Here is a 25641-nt window from a genome sequence, read left to right on the forward strand (position 1 = left end):
GTGCAAAGGCCCTGTTACGTTCACTCATGCGGTATCGCTTGCCCGCCACGTGACTTGACATGACATGCAACACATTTCTAACAACATGTAGCGCACAGGTTCTCTACATTGGCGGCTGTGTCATGCGGGGTTCGCCAGCGGGCGGATCCATCACGTGGAGAGTGTGCAATGAAACTTCAAATCGTTCCCGTGTCTGCTGCCAGTGCGGCAATTTCTATGGCTGTCGGCAGGGTGCCTGCGGATTCCCTGGCGATTGATATCAGCGTGGGCGTTGCGGTTCGCCCGGCAACCATCGATGGATGTGTTTGAACATGCATGACTATCGCTCAGTCGCCGCGGTTTTCAAGCGAGGCCGCGCACGACGGTGGCTGGGCGCGCTCGCTGTCATCGCCAGCGCGTGCCTGCCTTACTCACCGGCGTTGGCGCAGTCGTCGCCGGGCAATAGCGTGGGCATCAACGTGACCGCATTGCCCGACTATGAAGGCAGTAAGTCCTATCGCGTACTGCCGTTGCCCACGCTGTCGTTATCGAAGGGGGCAATCTTCGTGCAGGGGTTCACGGGCGGCATTGCCTACCCGTTGTGGCCCAGTGTTGCGGTGGGCCTGCTGATCGGTGTTCAGCCGGGCCGCAACCAGGACGATGCGGCGGTGCTCAACGGTACCGGAGATATCCCAACGTCCCTTGACTTCGGTGCGTTCGCGCGCTGGCACTATGGTCCAGCGAGCGCCGGTCTGCGCTTCCTTCAGTCCGCGCATGCCGGCTATGGCAATCGCGTCACGCTGAGCGCGTCCTATGCGCTGGTCCAGAAGCCCGTTGACCGGGTGTCGGTGTCCGCCGACGCCGTGTGGTCCAACGGACCTTCGCAGCAGACGTGGTTCGGTATCGACAGCGAGCAGGCTGCGTCCAGCACGGCCGGCCTCTCGCCGTATCACCCCTCAGCTGGCTTTTCGCGAGCCGACCTCAAGGTCGACTGGGATCATCGGCTGAACCAGCAGTGGTCATTGCAAAGCGCCTTCGGCGTCGGTTCCTTGCTCGGCGATGCGGCGAACAGTCCGATCGTTGAACGACGCGCGGCTGTATTTGGATCGGTGGGCGCTGCTTACCACTTTTGAGCGCTTACTTTGCGCTGCATCATCGTGAGGAGGACTATCAATGAACCAGAATCTGACATCGACTCGTACCGCGCCGCTGCTTGTCTGCCTAGCTGTTGGGTTAGGCATGGCGGGGTGTGCGGTTATGCCGCCAAGTGCTCCTACCGTCATGGCGGTCCCAGCGAACGGCAAGACCCTCAACCAGTTCCAGCAGGACGACTATAGCTGCCGCAACTACGCGACGCAGGCCGTGAATCCGGCGGCGGCCTCGCATCAGGCGGCAACCTCCGGACTTGCTACTACCGCCGTCGGCACGGCTGGAGGCGCTGCGGCCGGGGCTCTGATCGGCGCCGGGGCGGGCAACGCCGGTGCCGGCGCCGCAATCGGTGCGGGCGCCGGACTGCTGCTCGGCAGCATGATGGGCTCGGCGCAGCACAATCAGACCGAAGCGTCGTTGCAGCAGCAATACGACAACGCGTACGCGCAATGCATCACGGCGAGGGGAGATACGATCGAAACACCTCGTCCGGCAGCGGTTGTCGTGCCCGTACGCCCCGTGCGGCCCCGCGTCCTCATCTATGGCGCCCCCCCACCTTACTACTACGCACCGTACTGATTTCGCTCATATGGTCGTGGCAGGGCTTGATCTGGAATTCTGCCGGCTGGAAATCCTGGTCGAGCTTCGTCCCCTGGCTATTCCGTGCACGTCATTCATTTTCTTAAAGGAATCTTTGATGAAACGTTTATTCATTATTCTGGCTGCGATGTTCGCTGTGTCGTCTGCGTTCGCGCAGAACAGCATGCAGCAGATGTTGGAAGCGCGCTTTACTGCCGCGAACGCAACTCATGACGGCAAGCTCACGAAAGAACAGGCGCAGGCAGGTATGCCGCGCGTCGCAGCCTATTTCGATGAAATCGATACTACGCATCAAGGGTATGTGACGCTTGAGCAGATCGAGCAGTTTGCTGCACAGCATCGGCAGTAGAAGCTTGTAAGACAAGCTTCAATACCCTTGGCTGATCTAACGGTGTACTGAATATGTCCCAGCGGGTCGCCGCATCAAATCGAATGATGGGGCTGCTGCGCGCCTGGCGCACTGAAATCAATCCCCGCGTCGCACCCAGTGGTAACGCCTGAACGCACCCCTACTGCCAGTCGCTGAGTCTCAATTGAAAGGAGTTGAAATAATGCTTAATGCACGTCTTCTTCGTCGTTTTATGCATGCTGCCGGTTTTTGTATGAGTGCCGCGATGCTTAGCGGCTGTGTAGTCGTTCCGGTGGGTCGTCCAATAATGCCCCGGCCACTGGTTATGGTCCCTCGAGCGCCACTGATCGTCGCGCCCGGGTACTATTGACCTGAGTCTATTCGTGTCCGCCCGTGGGCGGGCGGGATGCATAGCGGCCGCTTTGCATCCTGTCCGAAGCTCGACGCAGGGACGATGCGCAACTGTGTCCAGTTCACGGATAGCGACCAGGATAACGGTCGCTCAAAAATCGCGTATATCTGCATGGATCAGTTAGCCGGCGCTCGACGTATCTTCGATTACCCTTGCCACGGCGTTCGCGGCCCAGTTCCCACGTGTGCACTGTTACCGCATAGCAGTTTTGCGACTCGTCGCGCTCGAAAAGCAATCAGCGCATGTTCCGCCAAAGGCGCAACAGCAGCGGGAGGGCAACCGGAGACCTCAGTTTTGCGAATGATGGGCCGATGTGCCGGCAGCATGCTCTTCGAGGTCCGGCACGAAGACGTATCCGCAGCCGCGAACGGTCTGGATGAATCGTGGTGTCGACGGGTCAGTTTCGACGATGCGGCGCAGACGCCAGACCTGAATGTCGATGCCGCGATCGGCAAGCTCGGAGTCCGGGCCATGAAGTGACTTGAGCAGACGCCGACGGGTGAGTGTGCACATGGGAGAATTAACGAAAATCTGCAGCAGCGCAAACTCACTGGCAGATAACGTAAGAGACGTCTCACCCCTGTTCAGAGTGCGCGACTGAAAGTCCAGCGTGAACGCGCCGAATGCGTAAGGCTGCCGTCGTGGGGGAATGGCCGCATCGGGAACGGCGGCCAGGCGTCGCAGCACCGACTGAATCCGTGCTACCAGCTCACGCGGGTTAAACGGTTTGCGGAGATAGTCGTCGGCACCCACTTCAAGGCCAGCGATGCGGTCCTCTTCGTTGGCGCGCGCGGTGAGCATCAAGACGGGAATGTCGTCGCCTGATGCGCGCAACCTGCGCAGTGCCGTCAAACCGTCGACGCCCGGCATCATAAGATCGAGCACTATCAGGTCCGGGCGTTCGTGTCTGAGCCGGTATTCGAGCGAACGCGCGTCATGTAGCACTGACACGTCGAAACCCCAACTTACCAGGTAGCGGCAAGTCGCATCACACAATTCGGCGTCGTCGTCGATTAGAAGAATCTGAGCTGACATAGGAAGAGGATAACGCTCACAAACGAGTGATGATCGGGGCCGCGACTAAGCGCATTGCGAGCGCACCGCAGAAGCTGCAGCAGACGATCGATCGAAGAAATGTAGGCGAATTTCATAACGCCAGGTGTTAGCAAATCATGTCAAGAGATGTCATCGACGGGGCCGGTTTTTTTGTCCGCAAACGCACGGGTGCACGCGCTTTATCGCTGACCACGAGCGACAACTGTAATATGAGCAGTCAAGGATGCCCGGGACGTACCGGTGGCGCCGGGCGGTCGTGGGCTTTCGCCAGTCAGTGTTGTGGCCAGCGCAATCGATGACATCTTTTGACATACCTTTCCAACACATCGAGTGCGGAGATTCTTGTATATTCCGTTGCACCGCAGGCGGGCAGGCCGGCGCAGCACACTTCGACGAGATTGTCGCCGCCCACCGCCGTACGCGACGCTGTCGCAGAGCTAAGCGGTTCGCCGCGCAGCATCGGAAACAGGGACTAAAAGACAGGCTTTAGAGGTGTCTGCTTAATCATATGTCAGATGATTTGCCAACCGGTCGCATCATCGTGCTTGACGATGATGTTGAAATCCGCAATATGCTGCAACGCTTTCTGACGGCACAAGGTTTCTCGGTGCGCGCGGTGAAGACAGGCATTGAGTTGGACGTATTGATCGAGCGCTACCCGTTCGACCTGTTGATTCTCGATATCATGATGCCAGGCGAAGACGGACTGTCCATCTGCCGTCGGTTGCGTGCTCGGAGAGAGACAATCCCCATCCTCATGCTGACAGCGCGTGGCGATCCCGCGGACAAGGTCGTAGGTTTGGAGATCGGCGCCGACGACTATCTTGCGAAACCGTTTCTGCCGAGCGAGCTGATAGCGCGGGTTCGGGCGATGTTACGTCGGCAGCAGTTTCAGGTGCGCCTGCAAAACGTGCGGGGCGAGATGCTGCTCGCAGGCGAGTCGCAATGCTTGCGGTTCGGCGCCTTCAGGCTGGACGTTCGGCGTAGAGAATTGATGTCGGACGAAGCGGGCACCGTCGAGCTCGGCGCAGCTGAAATGCGTCTCCTGTGTGCGCTTGCGGAGACGCCAAACCGTCCCGTAAGCCGCGCAAATCTGATAGAGCGCGCGCGCGGGTCGCAATATGAGGCGAGCGCCCGCAGCGTTGACGTGCAAGTTCTTCGCTTACGACAGGTGATTGAGACAGAGGCAACCTCGCCGCGACATATCCGCACAGTGTGGGGCCTCGGCTACATGCTCGTTGCAACCCCAAACTAAAGCGTCATCTGTTGGACGCTCGAAAGTGACATTCAAAGCCGCTTTCTCGGACTGAACCCGTCAAGCTCTCATCAGCGTCTTTACCAGGCCCTCGAGAAACTGCAGCAGGCGGTTTGTCGGGTGGTCGCGGCGTTGCTTGCTCCGAGGTACATGGATTGTATTGAGAGCTCCTTCTTTCATGGCCAGGTCTGCCTCTATTTACATGTGCTCGCGGAATCATCATCTTGCCGTGCGTGTGCGATCGGTCTGCCGAAGCGGTGCGCGCACGATGCTTTCCTTACTTCCACGGAGTTGTCGCAGATGGATGTATCTACAAAATTCTGGATGGTCGAGCGCGGCCCGACACCGGTAGGCCCCTTCTCCCATGCAACCGAGCACGACGGCTGGGCGTTTCTCACAGGCCAGATGCCAACGTCGCCGGAGGATGACAACGCACCGCTTGCCGAAGGCGTGGCTGCGCAGACGACGCGAGTGATGGACAATCTGCTACTGGTGTTGAAAGGGATGGGTCTGGGCCTTGAACATGTTCTTTCGGCGCGGATTTTCCTGACCGAATTCAAACGGGATTACGCGACGATGAACGCCGTCTATGCAGCTTATTTTCCGACTGGCAGATTGCCGGCGCGGACTTGCATCGGCGTAACCGGATTGGCGCGTGACGCGCTCGTCGAAATTGACTTCATTGCTCGCAGGCCGAGTTGAACAGCGACCCGGCGCAGCCGTTATAGCAGGCAGTCGACGTACTCGTGCTACCGCGCCGTCTCGACAGTCACCTCGCCGTGCAACAGGAATGACGCCATCTCGGGTGCGTCGCGGCGGGCATCGGTCACGAGCGTCCACTCGCGTTCGAGCGGTGTCCAGTGTTGCTGGCTTGCGCGGTCCAGCTTGTGCGAGGTGACCAGTACGAAGAGTTGAGCAGCCTGCCTGATGACGCATTCCTTCAGGTAGGCCTGCTCCGCCGACGCCTCGCAGAGGCCTCGGTCAGCCACCACGCCGTCCGCGCCGAGAAATGCCTTGTCGACGGACAGGCGGCTCAAGGCAAGCTGCGCAAGCGGGCCGAGCGTGCTCATGCTGGTGGGACGCAGATCGCCGCCGATCAGCGTGAGGGGCACTTCGCTCGCAGCGAGCGTGTTGACGGCCAAGAGATTGTTGGTCACAACGCGCACCTTGCGGCGGCCGGCGAGCAAACGTGCCATTGCCGCGGTGGTGGTGCCGCCGTCGAGAAAGATGGTGTCGCCATCTTGCACATGGCTCACGGCCACCCGCGCGATGGCCTCCTTTTGCTCGCGAAAACTCTCGCGGCGACTATCGAGCGATTCCTCGGGTTCGTGAATACCGAGCGAAGCGGCCGCGCCCCCGTAGGTACGCACAATGCGCCGTTCGTCGGCGAGCGCGCGCAGGTCGCGACGGACCGTCGCCTCGGACATGCCGAAGTGCTCGCACAACGCGCTGACGTCGGTCATGCCGGAGAGGACGGCCTGCAGCATTGCCTCGCGGCGGTTCGTAACTTTCATGGTGATGGTTTGCCTGGATGGTGCGCCGTGCAAAGGCGTCGAATCGCGTAAGTGTAATCAAACCGCTGGTGCGGCAATGGGGCGAGGCAGGCGGGTGCGCGCCGCGCGAACGTGCCGCTAGCGCGGGCAGGCCTGCTTCGTCAAATTGACTGGATTGATTGCATCGATCAATTCAGCCGAAAGTCATTGTCCCGGTGATTTCAAAATACCGTCTGAAAGAAGGGTTATTCAGAAAGATTTGCGCGAAGTGGAGCGCGGGCGTACACTCCAAAATGATTGAATCGATCACTAAAGTGATCATATCGATCACAAATAACCGGGAGACACCTATGGCCCAATTACCCATCAAGCGCGCAATCGAACGTGTACCCGGCGGAATGATGATCGTCCCGCTCCTGCTCGGCGCACTCATCGCCACCTTTGTGCCGGGCATGCCGAAATTTTTCGGCTCGTTCACGAATGCGCTGTTTACGGGCGCGTTGCCTATCCTTGCTGTGTTCTACGTGTGCATGGGCTCGTCCATCGATATCAAGGCGACGCCCTATCTGCTGAAGAAGGGCGGCGCACTATTTGCCGCGAAGGTGGGATCGGCGATTGTCGTCGGCTTCGTGCTGGGCCATTTTCTTGGCGAGATGCCCGTTTCTTCCGGACTGTTCGCCGGCATGTCGACGCTCGCGGTGGTCGCCGCGATGAACGACACCAACGGCGGCCTCTACATGGCGTTGATGGGGCAATATGGCAAATCTGAAGATGTCGGCGCGTACACGATCATGTCGCTCGAATCCGGCCCGTTCCTCACCATGGTCACGCTCGGCGTGGCCGGGCTTTCGGCGTTTCCCTGGCAGACGCTGGTCGGCAGCGTCCTGCCGCTGGCGGCCGGCATGCTGCTTGGCAATCTCGACCGGGAAATGCGCGCCTTTCTTGGCCGCGCCGTGCCGGTCATGATTCCGTTCTTCGCGTTGGCGCTCGGTGCGAGCCTCGACCTGCACAAGGTGTGGCAAGCGGGCCTGCTGGGCATCGGCCTCGGCTTTGCCGTGGTGATCGTCACGGGCATTCCCCTTTACCTGACCGATCGGCTGACGGGCGGCACCGGTGTCGCTGGCGTGGCCGCCGCCAACACGGCGGGCAACGGCGCGGCGGTGCCGGCGCTGATCGCCGCGGCCAATCCGGTCTACGCTGAAGCCGCCAAAAGCGCGACGCTGCTGGTTGCCGCTTGCGTGGTCGTGACGGCGATCGTCTCGCCCATACTCACCGCGGCTGTCGCAAAGCGCGCCGCCGCGCGTGCGCAAGCGAGTGGCTCGACCGTCGGAGCGACACGTTGAGCGCGACTAAACTTCTGATCCTCGCCGACGACCTGTCCGGCGCCGCGGATTGCGCGATTGCCTTCGCCGCTGCGGGTCTGCGCACGGCGGTGAGCCTCACGGCGGCGCAGGCGATGCCTCACGCCGAAGTGATCGCGGTGGACACCGACACGCGCCGTATGTCGCCCGCTGACGCGGCACGTTGCACGAGCGCGGCGTGGCAGGTGTACGGCGCGTCGGCCTGCCGGTTGTACAAAAAAATCGATTCCACCTTGCGCGGCAACTGGGCCGCCGAAGTCGCCGGCTTGCAGCCGCTCGCAGGGCTCGCCATTGTCGCGCCGGCGTACCCGGCAACCGGGCGTACCGTGTGTGACGGGCGGGTCTTCGTGCGCGGCGTTCCGCTCGAAGAGACTGAAACCTGGCAGCTCGAACACGCTGGGCGTTCTGCCGATCTCACGACGATGCTGGAGTCCGTGGGCCTCACCGCGGCACTGCTGGCGGTCGCGGCGCTGCGCGGCGATCGACAGGCATTGCGCGAGACGCTTGGCGCGGTGATGCGCAGCGGCACGCAGGCGCTAGTCGTCGATGCACAAACCGATGCGGACCTCAAGGCGCTCGCCGAGGCCACGGCGTCGCTGGACGGCGCGTTCTTCTGGGTCGGCTCTGGCGGACTGGCTCGCGAGTTGGCTTTGGTGTGCGACCGGTCCGCGCCCGCGCCGGACGAAAACGCGGCGCCGTCGCAGATAGACCGGCAGGACGGCGCGGTGCTGATTCTGGTCGGCAGCCTCTCGGCGGTCTCGGAGCGGCAATGCGCGATGCTACGCGAGCGCGCGGGCATCGCCGAGTTCGTGGTGCCGCCCGCCGTGCTGCGAGACGCCGAGCGGCATCCGCAATGGCCGGCCTGGCAGGCCCGCGTGGCCGCGCACCTTGGCGAACGCACCGATCTGCTGCTGCGCATCGGGCGCGACGAGGCGTTCGATCCGGCCGAGGGTGCGCATCTGTCGAAGGTGCTGGCTGCGCTCGTTGCGCCATCGTTTGCGCATCTCAGCGGACTGATCGCCACCGGCGGCGAAACCGCGCGAGCGATGCTAAGCGCGGTCGACATCGCCAGTTTGCAATTGCTGTCGGAGATCGAGCCGGGCGTCGCGGTAGCGCGTCCGCATGGCCGCGAGCACCTCGCGATTGTCACCAAGGCCGGCGCATTCGGCAGCGAGCATGCGCTGTACGGCGCTTACCTTCATCTAAGGAGCGTGACCGACTCGGCGCGCAGCGGGCCGGAACTCAGCAACGCGGCCGGCACCTCCACACCCTCAACGGCTTGCAACACGAGCCCTCGAAATTCAGCCAAAACATTATGAGCAACTACCTTCCTGTCATCGGCATCACGATGGGCGACGCAGCCGGCGTGGGTCCCGAGATCGTGGTCAAGAGCCTGACGCATGAGTCGGTCTATCAGCAGTGCCGCCCGCTCATCATCGGCGACGCGGCACGCCTCGAGCGCGCGAATGAGATTCTCGGCGGCAGCGCCACGGTGCGTCGTATCGAGAAGGCGTCGGATGCCCGCTATGAGCGGGGGAGCATCGAGTGTATCGACCTCGCGCTGATTCCCGCCGACCTGCCGTTTGGCAAGCTGTCGGCACTCGCGGGCGACGCCGCCTACCGCTACATTGCGCGCGCGGTCGAGCTGGCAAAAGCCGGCGAGATCGACGCGATCTGCACGGCGCCCCTGAACAAGGAAGCGCTGCACGCGGGCGGTCACAAATATCCCGGACACACCGAGATGCTCGCGCACCTCACCGGCATCGACGAAGTCTCGATGATGCTCGTGGCGCCTAAATTGCGCGTGATTCACGTGACCACGCACATTGGCATCATCGACGCGATTCGCAAGATCGAGCCGGGCCTCGTGCAGCGCACGATCGAACGCGGTCATGCGACGCTCGTGAAGGCCGGCATCGCCAATCCGCGCATCGCCGTGTGCGGCATCAATCCGCATGCGGGCGAAAACGGCCTGTTCGGTTATGGCGAGGAAGAAGAAAAGATCGTTCCCGCGGTGCAGCGTCTTCGCGAGCGAGGCTGGGACATTGAAGGTCCGTTGCCTGCCGATACGCTTTTCTTCCGCGCCGGACGCGGCGATTTCGACCTGGTGGTCGCGATGTACCACGATCAGGGCCACGGTCCGGTCAAGGTTCTCGGGCTGGAGGCGGGCGTCAATGTGACGGTCGGGCTGGACGTGATCCGCACCTCGGTCGATCACGGCACGGCGTTCGACATCGCCGGCAAGGGCATTGCCGATGAGCGCAGTCTCCTCGAAGCCTTGCGCCAGGGCGCCGAACTCGCCACGCGGCGAGCCTGAGGCGCGGCGATGGGAGCGCCTGTGCGCAGAACCGCGGACTTTCACCAGAAGCTGCTGCACGCCGGCGTCGCCCTGTTTGCCGAAACTGGTTATCACGGCACCGGCGTGAAGGACATCGTTGCGCGCGCCGGCGTGCCGAAGGGTTCGTTCTACAACTACTTCGACAGCAAGGAAGCGTTTGGCGCGGCGATCCTGCGTCACTACGCGGACGAGCAGGCGGCGGAGTGGCAGCAGTATTCGATCGAAGTGGATGCCTCTGATCCGCTGCTCGCGCTACGCGGCATCTACGAGCGCATCACGGCCGACTACGAGGCTTGCGACGATCGTTGCGGATGCCTGTTAGGCAATTTTGCCGGCGAGATCGCGCAGTCGAGCGATCTGTGCCGCCGTGCGGCGCGCCAGACGGTTGACGAATGGCGCATGCGTTGCGCCGAGTACCTGCGCCGAGGACAGGAGTTCGGTTCGGTGCGCCGCGATCTTCCGGCTGAAGCAATGGCAGACCTTTTCTGGAACACGTGGGAAGGCAGCCTGTTGCGGATGAAGCTGGAGGACTCGATCGAACCATTGAACGCCTGTATCCATTCGATGTTCGATCTGTTTTTCAAATCCCGGTAGCAACAGTAAGCGAGGTCGGCACGCCGGGCGGCGCGCAGTCGCTCTGCGGTGCGGCGTTTGTCCGCAGTTGAGACGACCGGTCATATCAATGCAGGAAAGCAAGGTCCCCATGCAAAACTTCATCTTTCACAACCCCACTCGCATTCTGTTCGGCGAAGGCCAGATCGCCGCACTCGACACCGAGGTCCCGGCCAACGCGCGCGTGCTGATTACGAGCGGCGGCGGCAGCATCAAGAGCAATGGCGTGCTCGCGCAAGTGCAGGCAGCGCTCGGCGAGCGTGCCTATTTCGTGTTCGGCGGCATCGAGCCGAATCCCACCTACGAAACCTTGATGCAGGCGGTCGCGTTCGCACGTGAGCGCGACCTCGACTTTCTGCTCGCAGTCGGCGGCGGCTCGGTGATCGACGGCACCAAGTTCATCGCGGCCGCACTGAAGTTCGACGGCGAGCCGTGGGACATCCTCGCGAAACAGGTCGAAGTGCGCGACGCAATGCCGTTCGGCAGTGTGCTGACGTTGCCGGCCACGGGTTCCGAAATGAACAACGGCGGCGTGATCAGCCATCGCGCGAAAGGCGACAAGCTGCCGTTTCGCAGCGAAGCCACCTATCCGCGGTTTTCCGTGCTCGATCCCGTCACGACCTACTCGCTGCCGCCGCGGCAGATCGCCAACGGCGTCGTCGACGCATTCGTTCATGTCGTCGAGCAGTACCTGACCTATCCGGTCGATGCGAAAGTGCAGGACCGCTTTGCCGAAGGGCTGTTGATCACGCTGACCGAAGTGGGCCCGCAGGCGCTTGCCGAGCCGCACAACTATGCGGTGCGCGCGAACCTTATGTGGACCGCGACGCTCGCGCTCAACGGCCTGATCGGCGCAGGCGTGCCGCAGGACTGGGCGACCCACATGCTCGGCCATGAAATCACCGCGCTGCACGGGCTCGATCACGCGCAGACGCTCGCGATCGTGCTGCCGGCCATGCTGAGCGTGCGACGGCAACAGAAGCACGCCAAGCTGCTGCAATACGCGGAGCGCGTCTGGAACATTACCGAGGGCAGCGAGGACGAGCGCATCAGTGCGGCGATCACGGCAACGCGCGTGTTCTTCGAGCGCATGTCGCTCGGGACCCGGTTGCGCGACTACCGGATTGGCGGCAGCTCCATCGGCACGCTGATCAACAAGCTCGAAGAGCACGGGATGACGGCGTTGGGCGAGCACGGCGACGTGACGCTCGAAGTCAGCCGCCAGGTCTATCAACTTGCAGTCTGAGCGATCCCGTGTCCGCTTGACTGTTCTCCTGGATTATCACCATGAAGATTGGATTTGTAGGTCTTGGCTCGATGGGCGCCGCAATTGCGATGAACCTGGTCGAGTCCGGGCATGAGGTGCATGTTTTCAACCGCACGCCCGCGAGGGCGGAGCCTTTGCGCGCCGCCGGCGCACATGTCGCCGCAAGCCCCGCCCACGCCGCGGAATCGGCCGACGTCGTGTTCACGATGGTCGCCGACGATGCCGCGCATGCAGCCGTCACGTTCGGCGAGGCCGGCATTGCTGGCGCGCTGCGCCCGGGTGCACTGCATATCTCGATGAGCACGATTAGCGTCGCGGCCGCGCAGGATCAGGCGACGCGCTACCGCGAAGCGGGGCTCGCTTTCGTGTCCGCGCCGGTGTTTGGCCGGCCCGACGCCGCGGCGGCGCGCAAGCTCTTCATCATGGCCGCGGGCGAGGACGCGCATCTCACCGTCGCGGTCCCGCTTCTCGAGCAACTCGGACAGTCGGTCGGCATCGTCGGCACGGATCCTTCGCAGGCGAACCTCGTGAAGCTGATCGGCAATTTCATGCTGTCCGCGATCATCGAGACGTTGGGTGAGGCCTGTGCGGTGGCCGGTAAGGCGGGCATCGATCCGATGCGCCTCGTCGAATTGCTGACGAGCGCGAACTTCAACGCGCCGCCGTACAAGATTTACGGCTCGTTGATCGCGTCCCAGCAGTTCCAGCCGCCGGGCTTTTCGTTGCCGCTCGGCCAGAAGGACAACCGTCTGATGCTGGTGGCCGCCGAGGCACTCGGTGTGCCGATGCCGTTGGCGAGCCTCGTGCGCGACCGCTTCCTGACCTTGCGTTCGCAAGGGATTGGCGCCGCGCACGACTGGTCGGCCGTAGCGTTGTGTGCGTTGTCCGATGCGGGCATGAGCAAGCCGGCTCACTTGCGAACCTAGCCGCTCCGCGACTGATTCGACGGTCTACACGCTGAGCCACACGATGGCGAGCGCTGCCGCGGCCAGCCGCGGCAGCAGTAAGCCGTTCAGGGGCTGCCATCCGAATTCGACTCTCCATCCTCAATCAAGACAGCCCCTGAGCTCCCCTTTCCCAGATTATCTTCGGGATTCCTCAACGGACATTCGTCAAGCGATAGGCAACCGCATCCAATACAGGACTCCAGATTAGTTTGGAGGCGCAATAACGCGTCAATCCGTTGTTGTAAGGCTTCATTCCATCTGGCGGAAACCTGCGCCCATTCCGCGGTAGTGGGTTTCCTATCGTGGGGTATTGCGGACAAGGCTGCCCCAATCTCGACAAGGGGACGCCGACACGCTGAGCCGCCTTGATGATCGCTATCCGTCTCAGCATCCCACGGCTGTAGAGCCGCTGATTTCCGTTGGTCCGCGTGGGTTTAAGAAGACCTTGGACTCGTAGAAGTGCAGGGTGGAGACCGGAACGCCGCTGCGCCGGGACACTTCTCCGACTGATAGCTGCTGCACGGACGTAAGTTTTTCAGACATAGCGCTTGACCTCAACCACGGTTGAGAATTTAGGAGCGGCTTGCCGACAGGGTTGAACTGGATCTTGTCAGCCTGGCTGAAGTTCCCCTTTACGATGAAGACCTTGAGCATTCGCCCCCGCAAGAAATTACCCGGCTGTGGGATGCGGTAAGAAGCTGTGACGGGATGATCATAGGTACTCCGGAGTATAACCATGGCATGTCGGGTGTGATGAAGAACGCGCTGGACTGGCTTTCGCGGCCTTATCGGAATAGTCCGATCAAGGGCAAGGCAGTCCTGACGTTCACGGCTTCTTCCGCATACACGGGCGGGGTCCGCGCGCAAGCTCAGCTAAATGAAACCATTAGCGCAGTCGAGGCTATTCGTGTTGCCTTTCCTCAAATCGCTGTAGCTTTATCGCACACCAAAATAAGCAATGGAGTCTTCAATGACGAAAAGACGATTGAATTCATGCTTGAAGGAGTCGGCAGTCTCATGGATCTGATTGAAAAAATTTAGTCACGGCTCGATAACGTTATTTTTTACCGGCGCAACTTGGCTCGTTTGTTACGTCGGGAGGTTGATCATGATGAAGCCTTAGGGACGGTGCCGGGCCACGTGGCGAGTCGATGCGGCTCAACGCAATAGTTCACCGCTCAGTCCATCTGTCTTCGACGGCGACCCGGCCCCCGACCTTCTCGTCGGCAACCCATAACTTGCAAGCAGCGCGACCGTGCATGCGCCGATGACATACCAGGCTGGCGCCGCGAGGGAGCCGGTTACGCGAATCAGCATGGTCGCCAGCAACGGCGCAAAGCCGCTGAATGCGACAACCGATATGTTATAAGCCAGCGCGATTCCGCTGAATCTGACCTGGACAGGGAATTGGTCGGCGAGCACCGACGCCCATGTTCCGCTTGCCAGTGAAAAAACCAGGCCGGCAAGCACAAACAGCAACACCGGATTGACGGTATGACTCGCCAGCGCTTCATAGAACGGGTAACTCAACGCGATCAGCAGCGCCGCTGACGCTCGAAGCAGGTACCGGCGCGGGATCTTGTCGCCAAGCCAGCCCGCGGCCAGGAGACCGAAGGAACTGACGACCAGGTAAGCGTTCTGGGCAATTGCCGCGGTCCGCGGCGCATAGTGCAGTTGCTGGACGAGGTAAGCGGGCATATGGCCATAAAGTACGCCATTGATGCCAGCCATCACGGCGATCGACAATGCGCCCGTCGCGACCGCCTTGCCATGACGTCGCAAGGTCTCGCGAAACGGCTGTTTGACGACAGCGCCATGCATCTCCTTGAACTCGGGCGATTCGTCAAGATTGCGACGCATCAGGTAGGAAGCGATCCCGCAAACGCCGCCGAAAAGAAACGCGATCCGCCAGCCATACGCCGCCGCGTCCGCGGCGGACAGGTAGGTCTGGATGCCCAGGTTGACGAACGTGGCGAGCAACACGCCCACGTTCACCGCGCAGATAATAATGCCGGCAGCGAGCCCCGCCCGATGCGGCGCGGCTTCCACTGCATAGGTAATCGCGCCGGGCATTTCTCCGCCGACGCAAAATCCCTGAAGCATGCGCAGCAGGATCAGCAGGAGCGATGCGGTCATGCCCCAGCTCTGATAATTGGGCAGCAGGCCGAGACAGATCGTAGCGGTCGTGACCACAATGATCGAGCCTAGGAACACCGGACGCCGGCCATAACGGTCGCCCCAGCTACTGAGCACAATTCCGCCGAGCGGTCGGATCACGTATCCGACTGCGAGCACGGAGAAAGTAGCCAGCATGCTGATCAACGACGACGCGCTCGGGAAAAACTGGGCCGCGATGTTATGGGCAAAGAAACCGTAGACGATGAAATCGTAAAACTCCAGCGAGCCGCCAAGGCTTGCGATGAGAATCATCTTCCACTGCGACCGGGACAAGCCGGATGACTGCCGACGGTCGGCGCCGCCGACCGGATTGCGGGAAATTCCCATGACTCCTCCAACTGATTGTCGGCTTCTTTGTCCGATGATTTACGTGCGTCGACCGCGAGACGTCTCGCGTGGCAACGGATTTTTGCAGGCTCACACGGCCACGGCACCTTCGGTTTGCAAGCCGGGTACGGCGTGCTGCAGGAGGTGTTGCAACGATTCGCCGTCCTGCGCGACGCCGTACACATACCGGTCGGGGCGGACAAGCACCGCTGCCGCGTTGATCGACTCCAGCCACTCGCGAACGGCCGCCCCGTCGCTGGCCACAATTTCGACGCCCGCTTGTGCAGCGCTATTAACGACGTCGCGGCATTCACGGAGCAACTCCGGTCGCGCAACCAGCGCAAACCGATAGCCGACCACGTCGTCCACCAGTCGTCCGTCCGCCAGGCGCGGTTGCGGTGCAATATGCCCGGCCACGCCCGATGGCTCATCGATCCATGCGCCGGGGCCGAGCCTGGGTTGTGGGGTCACAAAATTGCGAATCGCTGCGCTCAGATCTTCATCACGGACTTCGGCCAGTTCTGGCCTCGTCGTTTGAATGACGGAGCCGAGTTGTACCGCCGTTTCGATAAACAAGCGCACATGCGGCGAGCGTTCCGATTCGTAGCTGTCGAGGAGGGTATCGGGCGCCTCGCCATGAATGACGGCACCAAGCTTCCATGCGAGATTCGACGCGTCGCGAATGCCGGCTCCCATGCCTTGGCCCATAAAGGGTGGCGTTTGATGTGCGGCATCGCCTGCAAGAAACAGTCGGCCACGGCGCCAACCGTTCGCCACGACCGAGTGAAATGTATAGATGGCGGAACGTTCGAGGTGCGCCTCGGCCGGCGAAATCCAGCGCGCGAGTTTGTCCCACAGCCATTCGGGGGACGTGAGTTGCGTCGCATCATCACCGGGCATCACCATGATTTCCCAGCGGCGACGATTTCCGGGACCACGCGTGTAAGTGGTCGGGCGCGTCGGGTCGCAGTATTGGACCGAGTAGTCGCCGAGATCGGGCCGCGGCGTGTCGAGCAATACGTCGACCACAACCCAGCGTTCATGCGATTTCAGGTCGGTCAGTTCGGTGCCCATGAAGCGTCGCGCAATCGAGCGCGCACCGTCGCAGCCGACTACATATCGCGCGGTGGCCTGTCCAAGTTTGCCGCAGCTCGTATCCTCGAAGCGCAACTGGATGCCATCGTCCGCCTCGTCAAGCGCGAAGACCTCGTGGCGCAACCGGACGTCAACGCTCGATTGCCGCGCGAGGCGCTCGCGTAACGCATTCTCGAGATCTGGCTGATGGAACTTGTAACTCGCGCTCCATCCCTGCGGTCCGACGCAGGTCGGTCGTTGCCAGTCGATCAGCAACTTGCCTTCCCGGTTCACGAATTTCATGCCGGGACCCACGAACAGCCTGGGTAGCAGCTTGTCGGTTAAACCGAGGGTCTGGAACACGCGCATGCATTCACCGTCGAAATGCACCGCGCGAGGAAGCGCGAAAATGTCCTTGTCTCTCTCCAGCACCAGAACCCGCAAGCCGTCGATTGCCAGCAGGTTCGCTAACGTCGCTCCGGTGGGCCCGAGGCCGATAACGGCCACGTCGTAGTCGCACGCGTGCGTCGAAATAGTTTTCTCTAACATGTCTTGTTCCGCCTGATAAGACGCCGGGCGCACACGAACGCGCCCGGCTACGACTCTTACGCTTCGTCCGCGATCGGATTGGACAGAACGCCGATCCGGTCAACCTCCACTTCCGACACGTCGCCGGCCTTCATGAACAGCGGCGGATTGCGCTTCGCGCCGACGCCGCCAGGCGTACCGGTCACGATCACATCTCCGGGAGAGAGCGGGGTGAACGTCGACAGGTAGGCAATCTGTTTGGCAATGCCGTGGATCAGCATCTGCGTCGTCGCGCGTTGCACTTCCTGCCCATTCAGGCGCGTGACGAGCGTCATCACTGCGTTGGGTTCGATCTCGTCGCTCGTTACCATCCACGGTCCGAACGCGCCGGTGCGATAGAAATTTTTGCCCGGGCCCCACTGGCCCGTATGAAGCTGCCAGTCGCGCATGGAACCGTCGTTGTAGCAGGCGTAGCCAGCGATGTGATTCCACGCCTCGGCCTCGGCGATGCGTCGTCCACCGCGCCCGATGATGACGGCAATCTCACCCTCGTAGTCGAACTTCTGCGACTCGGGCGGACGCAGCATCGGCTGACCGTGGCCAACCTGCGAAGCCGGCACCCGCATGAAGATGACCGCATGTTCGGTGGTTTCGCGGTTGGTTTCCTTGACATGGTCCGCGTAGTTGAGCCCCACGCAAAAGATTTGTTCGGGGTTCGGAATCACAGGCAGTAGCGTGACTTCGGACAGCGGGTAGTCGCCCTGCGTGCTATCGGCGGCTTGGGCGGCTTCGCCGAAGGCGTCCGCGGCAATCAGTGCCTTCAGATCGGGATAGCGGCCGCCAAGACGCTTAACAAGGTCGAACACGGCTTCATCGCGAACGATGCCGAACGATGAGCCGAGGTGGGTGGAAAAGCTCGCCAGTTTCATTGATGCTCCAGATAGATAAAAAGTCGATCGGATCAACGCCTCGATTCGAAAAAAAACCGTGCATTTATCTTATAGTGAGAATAAGATACATTTAACGAATGTCACAATGGTTTTTTCGTTAGGGTTTATCATTACTAGGAGACAAGCATGAACGGTATGAAGAAGGCGAGGGCGGGACTGTCCCTCAGTCACATGGGCTTCTATGTGAGCGACATGACGCGGGTGGAAGACTTTTATACGCGGGTAATGGAATTCACCGTGACGGATCGGGGTTCGCTGCAGGCGCCGCACGGCGCTGTGCAGTTGGTATTCTTGAGCCGCGATCCCGCGGTGCATCACCAGATCGTGCTCGCGAGCGGCCGTCCCGAGCACCTGGCGTTCAACCCGATCAACCAGATTTCGTTCACAGCCGACAGCCTTGCCACACTGAGGCGGTTTCATCAGCAGTTCATTGCGGAAGGCCTGCAGGAAATCAACCCTGTCACTCACGGCAATTCGGTCTCGATCTATGCGCGCGATCCCGAGGGCAACCGCCTCGAGCTTTACATCGACACGCCCTGGTACGTCGACCAGCCGATGCGAGTGCCGGTGGACTTCGGCTTGCCCGATGCTGAACTGATGACCGCCGTCGAACACCACGCAAGAACGCTATCGGGGTTCAGGCCGCGAAGTGTCTGGCAAGCCGAAATGACCGAGCGCATGGGGCTTGCATGAGCGTGGCGCTGCCTGGCTCGCGTGCGACTGTTCCCGCGCGGTGGTCGTCGAACGCGTCAATGGCGATCTTGCCAGTGGATATAATCCGTTCACACATGAGGAGGCGCAGCGCAGAGATGTCGAGCATTACGAGACTCTTATCCATACTCGAGCTGTTTTCGGAGGCGAAGCCGTTCCTGTCCGTGGAGGACGTTGCCGCCGAACTTGATTGCTCGATTCCAACGGCTTATCGCTATGTGCGCGAGCTCCTGGACGCTGGCTTGCTCATCCGGTTTGCAGGAGGAGACTATGGTCTCGGCCCTCGCATCATCAAGCTTGACTACCACCTGCGCATGTCGGATCCGCTGCTTGCGGTCGGGCAGCCGATCATGCGTGAGTTGAGCGATCACTCCGGCTTCGATGTGGTGATGTCGCGCTGGTACGGCAACGAACTCGTGGACACGCATCGGGAGACTCACGGCGCGGCGCTCGACCTCCGTTACGGCCGGGGTCGTCCTCGTCCCCTGTTTCTCGGTGCCGCTCCAAAAGCGATCTTGTCCACCTTTCCGAAGGCCAAGCTCGCCGTCCTGTTCGATGAGTATGCCGACGAGATCGCGCAAAGCGGCCTTGGGGCGACACTCGACGAGTTTCGCGCGTCGCTGCTCAAAATCCGGCGTGCCGGTTTTTATCTGTCGAGGGGCGAACTGGAAAACAGCGTTTCCGCACTGGCGTCGCCGCTATTTACGGACGACTCCGGTGAGGCAGTCGGTTCGCTTGCGGTGATCGTGCCGACCCAGCGACTCGAATTTGCCAATCTGGACCGTCTTGTCGAATCGATCCAGGAGGCAGCGGCGCGAATCTCGCAGCGTACGCGTGCGTTGATTGAAAGTCGGGGGGCGGGAGCCATCACGCCGTCTCATACCGTTGCGAGAGCCAAGCGGTCCGCATGATGGCCGTCACGTGAACATCATTCGATCGCGCTCGCGCATTTGAACATCGGTGGGTTCGGGGGAAGCTTGTCACGCTTGGCTGCGTTGATTGTGTGGTCCTCGAGGGCGTCGGAACGGAAGCGAACGCCGGACGGAGCGACGATGGCAGCGGGTACTGCGCGCGCGGGTACTGTCAGGATTCTTTTAATTTGTCATCCTATCTAATGATGGCCCCGAGCCATTCTCACACCCCACGCGAAACTAACCTTTGAGGACCTAAGCATGTGAGATCGTACTCTTACGAGCGCCGCCTCTGCACCCTATCGGACCGCTCCCCGGCCAACGCGCATCTACGTCAGGAAGAAATGAAGGAGCAGTGAGGTTCGTTCCTCCACTCACGGAGTCCGCCGTTTGGTGCGGTCAAGGATCAACGGGTTATCGATCCAGGCAGGCGACACTTGCGACAAACGAACTGGTAACACGAACGCGTAGGCCGACGTCGGCAGGAGAGGGCCGCCTTGAAGCGGCAAGAAGGCGGTTGGTCACTTGCGGCCCTGCGGGATACGGCTCTGAAGTGTCGACAGACAAGACGTGCACTCAGGAGCGCCGTCGGAGCGAAAACGCGATCTCCGCCTTGGATTCAGATTTCATTACCCAGTTACCTGGCCGTTTCACAAAACAATCCCAAATAGACGGCCTTTCTTGCCGCACCGCGTACGGAAAAGCCTGCTCGGTCTCAACGACGGCCCGTGGCGGTGGTCGGCCGGCGTCGGAGGGGGCGTCGCCATGGGCGTGCCTCCGACTGCTTTCATGCTTGCCGGCCACCAGTCAGTCGGGCTCATCACTTCTCTCGGCGCCTTCACGGCTCGCTACGGCTCGACGCTGCGCCTGGGCGACCGGCTCCAGGCCTTGCCGTTCGTCGCGGCGGGGTTCGTGGCCGCCTCCACGCTGGGCGTACTGTGCGCGGCGAATGCGTGGCTGGCCATCGCCTGCCTCGTCGCCGTGGCTGCGCTCGCCAGCATCATTGTGCTCGGTGTCGGAATGGGCCCGCCCGGGCCGATGCAGTTCGTGCTGGTCGCCGCTGTCAGCGGTCATCTGGCCGCTTCCGCGCGTTTCAGCGGGTCGCCCCTTGGCGTCTTTATGATCCCCTCTCTGGTAGCGCTCGGCGCGCTCAGTGCGTATTTGCTCGTGATCGCACCCTTCGCGCTGGCGCGCGTGCGCCAGCGCAAGGGCGAAGCGCCCAGTTTGCGTATGCGGTTTCCTGCCAGCTTGCTCGACGGGGAAACGGCCACGATCGCCGCGAGGGTGATCGTTGCGGTTGCCAGCGCCGGCCTGCTGAGCCTGTCTTTCGGAGAGCACCGCGCCTACTGGACGGTTATGGTCGCGGGTGCGGTGCCGCAGGGCAGCCACGTCTCGCGCTCAAGTGCCATTCGGGCCGTGCACCGCGTCGTAGGCACGGTCTTGGGCGCGACTGTCTTTGGCTTGATCCAGCTCGTCGACCCGAAAGGCCTCTGGCTCGTCGGGGTCCTGGCGCTGCTCCAGTTCACGATCGAAGTCGTGGCCGCGCGGCACTACGCCCTGGCTCTAACCTTCATTACCCCAACCGCGTTGACCATCTCAGCGGTGGGTGGGACGAGCGCTCCCGTCGCCCTCGTCGGCGAGCGGATCGTGGACACGTTCCTTGGCGGTCATCGCCATGGTAGTTCTCTTGGGCAGCGAATGCGTCAGGGGACGACGCGCACGATAAGCAGGCGGAGGATTCTGGGCTTGTCGCAAAGCCCATTGGGTGCTGCTGATTACTTTCTGATCATGTTCAGCGCCGTGTCCCGCACCGCGCGCTTGAACCTGGTCCGATCTTCGGGAAGTGACGAGAAAGCCCGAAGCATATGGCTGTAAGCCACGGTATTGCTGATGGCGTTCATCAGCATGGAAAACATGACTTCGGGGTGGTGCGGTTTCAATTCCTTCGCCCTCGATGCATCTTCGAGCAAAGGCACGAACACATCGTGATAGGGGCGCACCAGACGCGCGATGAGTATGTCGAACCGCTCGCCTTCTTCGGTCGCGGCAGTCGAAAAAAACATACCGACGTCGGGTTCGTCGAAAATCTGATCGATGAAAAGAACCACTGCCTGTTCGACACGCTCACGCGCACCTAGCGCGGCCGAGCGCAATCTGGCTGTGGCGTCGATCATCGGCGCAGCCTGTTCCGCGATCTGCTCTACCACCGCAACCCATAGCGCTTCTTTCGACCCGAAGTGATGCGCGATCAGCGCTGGGTCGACACCCGCGTGGCGCGCGATTTCCCGCACGCTGGTCGCGTCGAATCCACGCTTTGCGAAGGTGTGCCGGGCATTTCGCAGGAGGACGTCGGCACCGACGGAAGCACTGTACGCCGGTCGTCCACGGGTGCGCTTTTTCTCGATCAGCTTGGCAGTGCCTGACGTTACGTCGTTCATTTGGGTATGAGTTGTGGATCATCAATTCAGTCGAAGTTTAACTGACGGCGCCTGAGGCGCTGAGGAGCGCCACGGTTTGACGGAGCTCGTCCTTTAGGCTACGATGCGATTTATTCATCACTCGTTGAATTTATTATGTCGCAACCGGTACGGATTGTCATCGTTGGCGGCGGGATTGCTGGAATTTTGCTGGCTACCCGACTCGGCGACCAGTTAGGGCGTAGCGGCCGGGCCAGCGTCACGCTGATCGACAGCAGCCCGACGCACATATGGAAGCCGATGCTGCACACTATTGCAGCCGGCACGCGCGATGTTCAGCAGCAGCAGGTGATCTATCTCGCCCATGCCCGCGATCACGGCTTCACCTATCAGCCCGGCGCAATGCACGGGCTCGATCGAAGCCGGCAGCTGGTCCAGCTTGACGAGCTCAGGACGCCGGAAGGCGAGGTAGTGCTCGGTCCGCGAACGGTCGGGTATGACGTGCTTGTGCTGTCGCTGGGTAGCCGGGCGAACGATTTCGGCGTGCCGGGCGTGAAAGAGCACTGCCATTTCATCGACAGTCAAAAGCAGGCCGAAGCGTTCAACGCCGCGTTGCGAGCGCGCGTATTTCGAAGCGTCGCTAAGGACGAGTCACTGCGTGTGGCGATCGTCGGCGCGGGTGCAACGGGCGTCGAGCTGTCCGCTGAACTGAGCCGCTTGCTTGACGTTGCGTCGAGTTACGGAGACCCGACTGTGCGAGAGCGGCTGAACTTGACGCTGCTCGAAAGCGGCCCGCGCGTGCTCGCGGCGTTTCCCCCGGAGATATCGGCATCGAGCCAGTCGCAACTCGAGCATATCGGTTTTCGCGTGCTGACTTCCGCGCGTGTTACCGCGGCAGAGGCGAATGGTTTTCGCCACGGCGACGGCACGCTTGTCGAAGCCGATCTGATGGTCTGGGCAGCGGGCGTCAAAGCACCGGATTTCATGAACAATCTCGACGGACTCGAAACGAACCGGTCCAACCAGATCGTCGTCGGAGCGAGTCTGCAGTCTTCGCGTGACGATCACGTGTTCGCGCTCGGCGATTGCGCAAGCCTGACGCTTGCCGGTCACGAACGGCAACTTGCACCGACCGCGCAGGTCGCCACGCAGCAGGCCGAGCATCTCGCGCGTCACCTACCGGGGTGGCTTGCTGGCAAGCCGCTTGCCGATTTCAGCTTCCGCGATTTCGGTTCGCTCGTCTCACTGAGCGACTACAACGCGTTCGGCACGCTTGGGCGCTTCGGGCTCTTTCGCGGCGGTTTCATACGCGGACGGTTCGCTCAACTGAGTCACGCGATGCTCTACCGGCGCCATCAGCAGGCTCTCCATGGATTTCGAAAGGCGACGCTGCTGTGGACCGCGGAACGGATCAACGGTCTCGTCCAGCCGAAGATTCGATTGACCTGAACGTGGCGCCGAACCCTTTGCAGATCCCGACGGTTTCGTGGTGCGATTCGCGCAGCGGCCGCTGTGATTACGAGGTCTCACGGGTGCTCATCGCGAAGAGGGCGGGGACGTGCGTGTCGAGCGTTCATCCGATTGAGACGGGCGACGCCGTGCACTGTCCCACAGCAGGCGATCCGCCGCCGTGAAAGGCAGGCACAACGATGGTCGCGGCCTCCGGCAACGTCTGACTGTGACTTTGCGCGCGTTTATATTCTCGCGGACGCGGTTTCGATTTGACATGTCTGAAGCAAGCGAGGCCGCGGCGACGAAACAATGAGCCATGCGCAAATTAATATGGATGCCTACGTATGCAGCATTACCTATCGGGGAGCGACATCGCTACACGCGGCGTTTCGCAGATGAGAGGCTGACGCGCACAAGCATCGAAACAATTGTTGCCGCGAGGGGGCGGTTTTTTACAACCATCAAGGAATCGTGGGTCAACAACACGATTTCTTCTGCCTCGCACGCCATCCTTCTGTACGAGCAGATCGCACCTGGTGTCGTGTCACCTCATAACAATCTGGCTATAGACCCCAGATAATATCCGCATTCTGCCGCCGTGCCTCGCGCATCATATCCAGCAGCGGCCATGGCCGCCGCGCAAGTCCACCACGATCATCGTCCGCATCATAATTGCGCCCATTCGACAAATGGTACAGCGATTCAAGCGCGATTTCCGCATGCGCTTCCTCAGTAATCGCTGCTTCAAGGCGAACGATTGCGTGAGGCATTTCGTCATGCCGTATTACCCCGCGTGTACCGAGGTGTTTGCCGATGAGGGTCAGCAAGTATTCAGCGAGGTTCCTGAGCATGACAACGTCCGGGGCGGCAGGCGATTGGAAACTGACCAGCATGATGTAACCTCCTGTATGGTCCGCGGGGCTTCTATGTGCACCAAAGTTGGACGGACGGCCATCCATTGCACCCGGTCGCCGTGGGCCGCTTGCGATCGCCCCGGAATGGCCATACGCGACCGCCAGGTGGCGCCGGCGACGTATTGGTGAGGACCTTCCGGATGGCTGGCTACCGTGTGTCGGAGGCGGAACTTGGTGTTTTCACTGGCGCACGCAGTCTTCCTGATTCATTGTCATGTGCGCTTCACGTGCCTCTGGTCCAGGTCCAGTCATAAGAAGGCCCGTTTATATTTTATATCACATAGTGACAGATTCAAAGCAGACATTTGAAGCCAGCGGCGGGCCTGATTCAGACGAGCTGGGCTTGCTGTCAAGATGCGTTGGTATGTCACCATATATATCAGTCGAAGATTGCGGTTCCTGGCAGAAAATAATTGACGCTTCGCATTCGACCTATCTGTTCACAATGTGACATTTAATCTATCGATTAGTACAACCATGTTTGTAGCTGATTGGTGTTTGTTCGCCGCGAAGTCTGGCCTACTGCGTTGATATCAAAACAAGACGCGAAATCCCCGGAAATCGTTCAAGCGGGCTTGAAGCGCGCAGGGGCCTCTGCCGAAGGCCGGACACTATGCACGACATCGCCCGCGCTCCATATTGCAGCCCTATGGAGACGTCTTTCATGGCAGACATCGAGGCAAGCTGGCTGCACATTTCTGCGGGATGTGATGCTCAGTTATGCCTCTCCGTGCTCATCCTTCCCGATCAGTACGCTCGTGGGCGAATCAAACATATAGCGCGGCACATCCAGATTCTGCGGTGCCGGTTTGTCTTTGAATACACGGCCTGCAAGGTCGTAGGTAGAGCCGTGACAGGGGCACAGGAACCCTCCTGGCCAGTTGTCCGGGAGATTAGCCTGCGGACCGGCCTGAAACCGCGGTCTGGGCGTACAGCCAAGGTGAGTGCAGACACCCACCACGATGAGAATGCCCTTGTGATCTGCCCGCGACCGGTATTCGTTCCTGCAGTAAGCCGGTAGCGGCATCGAAAACGGTCGCGTCGTGCCGGGATCGGCAACCATCGCGTTCGCCTTTACCACCGCAGCCAGCATCTCCTTCGTCCGGTTGACTACAAACACCGGGACACCGCGCCACGCGACGGTCATCATCCCGCCCGGCTCCAGTTGCTGATGTCCGCAGCAACCGGGGCACCAGCCGCCCTGGCCTTTTCGGACGGGGCAAATGAATCAATGAACGGTACAAGGGTGGCAGCGCCAGCAATGCTTCCAGCAACCGATGTCGCTATCAACCACCTGCGGCGACCGTCGTCCATGCGATCTTGTGCAATTTGCGCCATCTCGTACTCCATGCATCCGCGAG

26 protein-coding genes and 2 pseudogenes are annotated in these 25641 nt (G+C 61.1%); 18 read left to right on the top strand and 10 right to left on the bottom strand.

Annotated features, from left to right (window positions below; all coding sequences use genetic code 11):
- The first annotated feature begins 168 nt into the window (after window positions 1-168).
- From HV770_RS19635 to HV770_RS19650, 4 genes are all read left to right on the top strand, one after another.
- Entirely contained in the window at window positions 169-309 is a 141-nt protein-coding gene (locus tag HV770_RS19635) for a hypothetical protein (protein WP_175162192.1), read from the top strand.
- Between the two features lie 2 nt (window positions 310-311).
- Window positions 312-1112: a MipA/OmpV family protein gene (locus HV770_RS19640; protein WP_175162193.1), complete on the top strand. Its 801-nt coding sequence runs from the start codon at window positions 312-314 to the stop codon at window positions 1110-1112.
- 148 nt (window positions 1113-1260) lie between these two features.
- On the top strand, window positions 1261-1707 hold the full coding sequence (locus tag HV770_RS19645; RefSeq protein ID WP_175162194.1) for a glycine zipper domain-containing protein: 447 nt from the start codon (window positions 1261-1263) through the stop codon (window positions 1705-1707).
- 10 nt (window positions 1708-1717) lie between these two features.
- The gene (locus HV770_RS19650) at window positions 1718-2077 is read left to right on the top strand and encodes an EF-hand domain-containing protein (RefSeq protein ID WP_343048309.1); all 360 of its coding nucleotides are present in this window, start codon (window positions 1718-1720) and stop codon (window positions 2075-2077) included.
- Between the two features lie 700 nt (window positions 2078-2777).
- Here HV770_RS19650 and HV770_RS19655 read toward each other — a convergent pair.
- On the bottom strand, window positions 2778-3524 hold the full coding sequence (locus HV770_RS19655; protein ID WP_175162195.1) for a response regulator: 747 nt from the start codon (window positions 3522-3524) through the stop codon (window positions 2778-2780).
- Window positions 3525-4053: 529 nt separating this feature from the next.
- On the opposite strand from HV770_RS19655, the gene HV770_RS19660 reads away from it, so the two are divergent.
- Both HV770_RS19660 and HV770_RS19665 read left to right on the top strand, forming a co-directional pair.
- Window positions 4054-4800, top strand: coding sequence for a response regulator (locus tag HV770_RS19660; RefSeq protein ID WP_175162196.1), 747 nt, complete (start codon window positions 4054-4056; stop codon window positions 4798-4800).
- Window positions 4801-5100: 300 nt separating this feature from the next.
- On the top strand, window positions 5101-5502 hold the full coding sequence (locus HV770_RS19665) for a RidA family protein (protein WP_175162367.1): 402 nt from the start codon (window positions 5101-5103) through the stop codon (window positions 5500-5502).
- Window positions 5503-5549: 47 nt separating this feature from the next.
- Here the strand turns inward: HV770_RS19665 and HV770_RS19670 are convergent, their stop codons facing one another.
- Window positions 5550-6314 (bottom strand): DeoR/GlpR family DNA-binding transcription regulator, encoded by a 765-nt coding sequence (locus tag HV770_RS19670; protein WP_175162198.1) that lies wholly within the window; start codon window positions 6312-6314, stop codon window positions 5550-5552.
- Between the two features lie 329 nt (window positions 6315-6643).
- Here HV770_RS19670 and HV770_RS19675 point away from each other — a divergent pair, with 329 nt between their 5' ends.
- The 6 genes from HV770_RS19675 (at window position 6644) to HV770_RS19700 (ending at window position 12797) form a co-directional block, all read left to right on the top strand.
- A complete protein-coding gene (locus HV770_RS19675) occupies window positions 6644-7636 on the top strand; it encodes a 2-keto-3-deoxygluconate permease (protein ID WP_175162200.1) in 993 nt (330 codons plus the stop codon).
- A complete protein-coding gene (locus HV770_RS19680) occupies window positions 7633-8973 on the top strand; it encodes a four-carbon acid sugar kinase family protein (RefSeq protein ID WP_175162202.1) in 1341 nt (446 codons plus the stop codon). Before HV770_RS19675 ends, HV770_RS19680 begins: the two co-directional genes overlap by 4 nt.
- Window positions 8970-9971: a 4-hydroxythreonine-4-phosphate dehydrogenase PdxA gene (pdxA, locus tag HV770_RS19685; RefSeq protein ID WP_175162203.1), complete on the top strand. Its 1002-nt coding sequence runs from the start codon at window positions 8970-8972 to the stop codon at window positions 9969-9971. The genes HV770_RS19680 and pdxA overlap by 4 nt, the downstream gene beginning before the upstream one ends.
- 21 nt (window positions 9972-9992) lie before the next feature.
- Window positions 9993-10586, top strand: coding sequence for a TetR/AcrR family transcriptional regulator (locus HV770_RS19690; RefSeq protein WP_175162205.1), 594 nt, complete (start codon window positions 9993-9995; stop codon window positions 10584-10586).
- 109 nt (window positions 10587-10695) lie between these two features.
- The gene (yqhD, locus tag HV770_RS19695; RefSeq protein WP_175162207.1) at window positions 10696-11850 is read left to right on the top strand and encodes an alcohol dehydrogenase; all 1155 of its coding nucleotides are present in this window, start codon (window positions 10696-10698) and stop codon (window positions 11848-11850) included.
- A gap of 41 nt (window positions 11851-11891) precedes the next feature.
- A complete protein-coding gene (locus tag HV770_RS19700; protein ID WP_175162210.1) occupies window positions 11892-12797 on the top strand; it encodes an NAD(P)-dependent oxidoreductase in 906 nt (301 codons plus the stop codon).
- 86 nt (window positions 12798-12883) lie between these two features.
- On the opposite strand, the gene HV770_RS39775 is transcribed toward HV770_RS19700, so the two are convergent.
- Window positions 12884-13138 carry a MerR family transcriptional regulator gene (locus tag HV770_RS39775; protein WP_425497453.1) on the bottom strand — a complete coding sequence of 85 codons (255 nt, stop codon included), beginning with the start codon at window positions 13136-13138 and terminating at the stop codon, window positions 12884-12886.
- Window positions 13139-13206: 68 nt separating this feature from the next.
- Window positions 13207-13472 (bottom strand): annotated as a pseudogene (locus HV770_RS39780) (MerR family DNA-binding transcriptional regulator); the annotation flags it as partial.
- On the opposite strand from HV770_RS39780, the gene HV770_RS19710 reads away from it, so the two are divergent.
- The gene (locus tag HV770_RS19710) at window positions 13434-13859 is read left to right on the top strand and encodes an NADPH-dependent FMN reductase (RefSeq protein WP_246291043.1); all 426 of its coding nucleotides are present in this window, start codon (window positions 13434-13436) and stop codon (window positions 13857-13859) included. The pseudogene HV770_RS39780 and the gene HV770_RS19710 sit on opposite strands and share 39 nt — an antisense overlap.
- A 117-nt stretch (window positions 13860-13976) precedes the next feature.
- Here HV770_RS19710 and HV770_RS19715 read toward each other — a convergent pair whose 3' ends face one another.
- From HV770_RS19715 to HV770_RS19725, 3 genes are all read right to left on the bottom strand, one after another.
- Window positions 13977-15323 carry an MFS transporter gene (locus HV770_RS19715; RefSeq protein WP_175162212.1) on the bottom strand — a complete coding sequence of 449 codons (1347 nt, stop codon included), beginning with the start codon at window positions 15321-15323 and terminating at the stop codon, window positions 13977-13979.
- A gap of 90 nt (window positions 15324-15413) precedes the next feature.
- A complete protein-coding gene (gene mhpA / locus HV770_RS19720; RefSeq protein WP_175162370.1) occupies window positions 15414-16946 on the bottom strand; it encodes a bifunctional 3-(3-hydroxy-phenyl)propionate/3-hydroxycinnamic acid hydroxylase MhpA in 1533 nt (510 codons plus the stop codon).
- A gap of 56 nt (window positions 16947-17002) precedes the next feature.
- Window positions 17003-17854, bottom strand: coding sequence for a fumarylacetoacetate hydrolase family protein (locus HV770_RS19725; protein WP_175162214.1), 852 nt, complete (start codon window positions 17852-17854; stop codon window positions 17003-17005).
- Between the two features lie 147 nt (window positions 17855-18001).
- Between HV770_RS19725 and HV770_RS19730 the strand changes: the two genes are divergently transcribed.
- The 3 genes from HV770_RS19730 (at window position 18002) to HV770_RS19740 (ending at window position 21372) form a co-directional block, all read left to right on the top strand.
- Entirely contained in the window at window positions 18002-18568 is a 567-nt protein-coding gene (locus HV770_RS19730; RefSeq protein WP_175162216.1) for a VOC family protein, read from the top strand.
- Between the two features lie 116 nt (window positions 18569-18684).
- A complete protein-coding gene (locus HV770_RS19735) occupies window positions 18685-19497 on the top strand; it encodes an IclR family transcriptional regulator (protein WP_175162217.1) in 813 nt (270 codons plus the stop codon).
- A 789-nt stretch (window positions 19498-20286) separates the two neighbouring features.
- Entirely contained in the window at window positions 20287-21372 is a 1086-nt protein-coding gene (locus tag HV770_RS19740) for an FUSC family protein (protein WP_175162219.1), read from the top strand.
- Here the strand turns inward: HV770_RS19740 and HV770_RS19745 are convergent.
- The gene (locus HV770_RS19745; protein WP_343048319.1) at window positions 21273-21788 is read right to left on the bottom strand and encodes a TetR/AcrR family transcriptional regulator; all 516 of its coding nucleotides are present in this window, start codon (window positions 21786-21788) and stop codon (window positions 21273-21275) included. The two genes, HV770_RS19740 and HV770_RS19745, sit on opposite strands and share 100 nt — an antisense overlap.
- Between HV770_RS19745 and HV770_RS39575 the strand changes: the two genes are divergently transcribed.
- Together HV770_RS39575 and HV770_RS19750 are read left to right on the top strand one after the other, a co-directional pair.
- The gene (locus HV770_RS39575; RefSeq protein WP_343048321.1) at window positions 21738-21920 is read left to right on the top strand and encodes a hypothetical protein; all 183 of its coding nucleotides are present in this window, start codon (window positions 21738-21740) and stop codon (window positions 21918-21920) included. The two genes, HV770_RS19745 and HV770_RS39575, sit on opposite strands and share 51 nt — an antisense overlap.
- A gap of 150 nt (window positions 21921-22070) precedes the next feature.
- Window positions 22071-23363: an NAD(P)/FAD-dependent oxidoreductase gene (locus HV770_RS19750; RefSeq protein WP_175162223.1), complete on the top strand. Its 1293-nt coding sequence runs from the start codon at window positions 22071-22073 to the stop codon at window positions 23361-23363.
- A gap of 566 nt (window positions 23364-23929) precedes the next feature.
- Here HV770_RS19750 and HV770_RS19755 read toward each other — a convergent pair.
- Entirely contained in the window at window positions 23930-24259 is a 330-nt protein-coding gene (locus HV770_RS19755) for a DUF1840 domain-containing protein (protein ID WP_175162225.1), read from the bottom strand.
- Between the two features lie 739 nt (window positions 24260-24998).
- Window positions 24999-25618, bottom strand: a pseudogene (gene petA / locus HV770_RS19760) (ubiquinol-cytochrome c reductase iron-sulfur subunit).
- Window positions 25619-25641: the final 23 nt, after the last annotated feature.

Source organism: Paraburkholderia fynbosensis, assembly GCF_902859935.1.
Classification (GTDB): domain Bacteria; phylum Pseudomonadota; class Gammaproteobacteria; order Burkholderiales; family Burkholderiaceae; genus Paraburkholderia; species Paraburkholderia fynbosensis.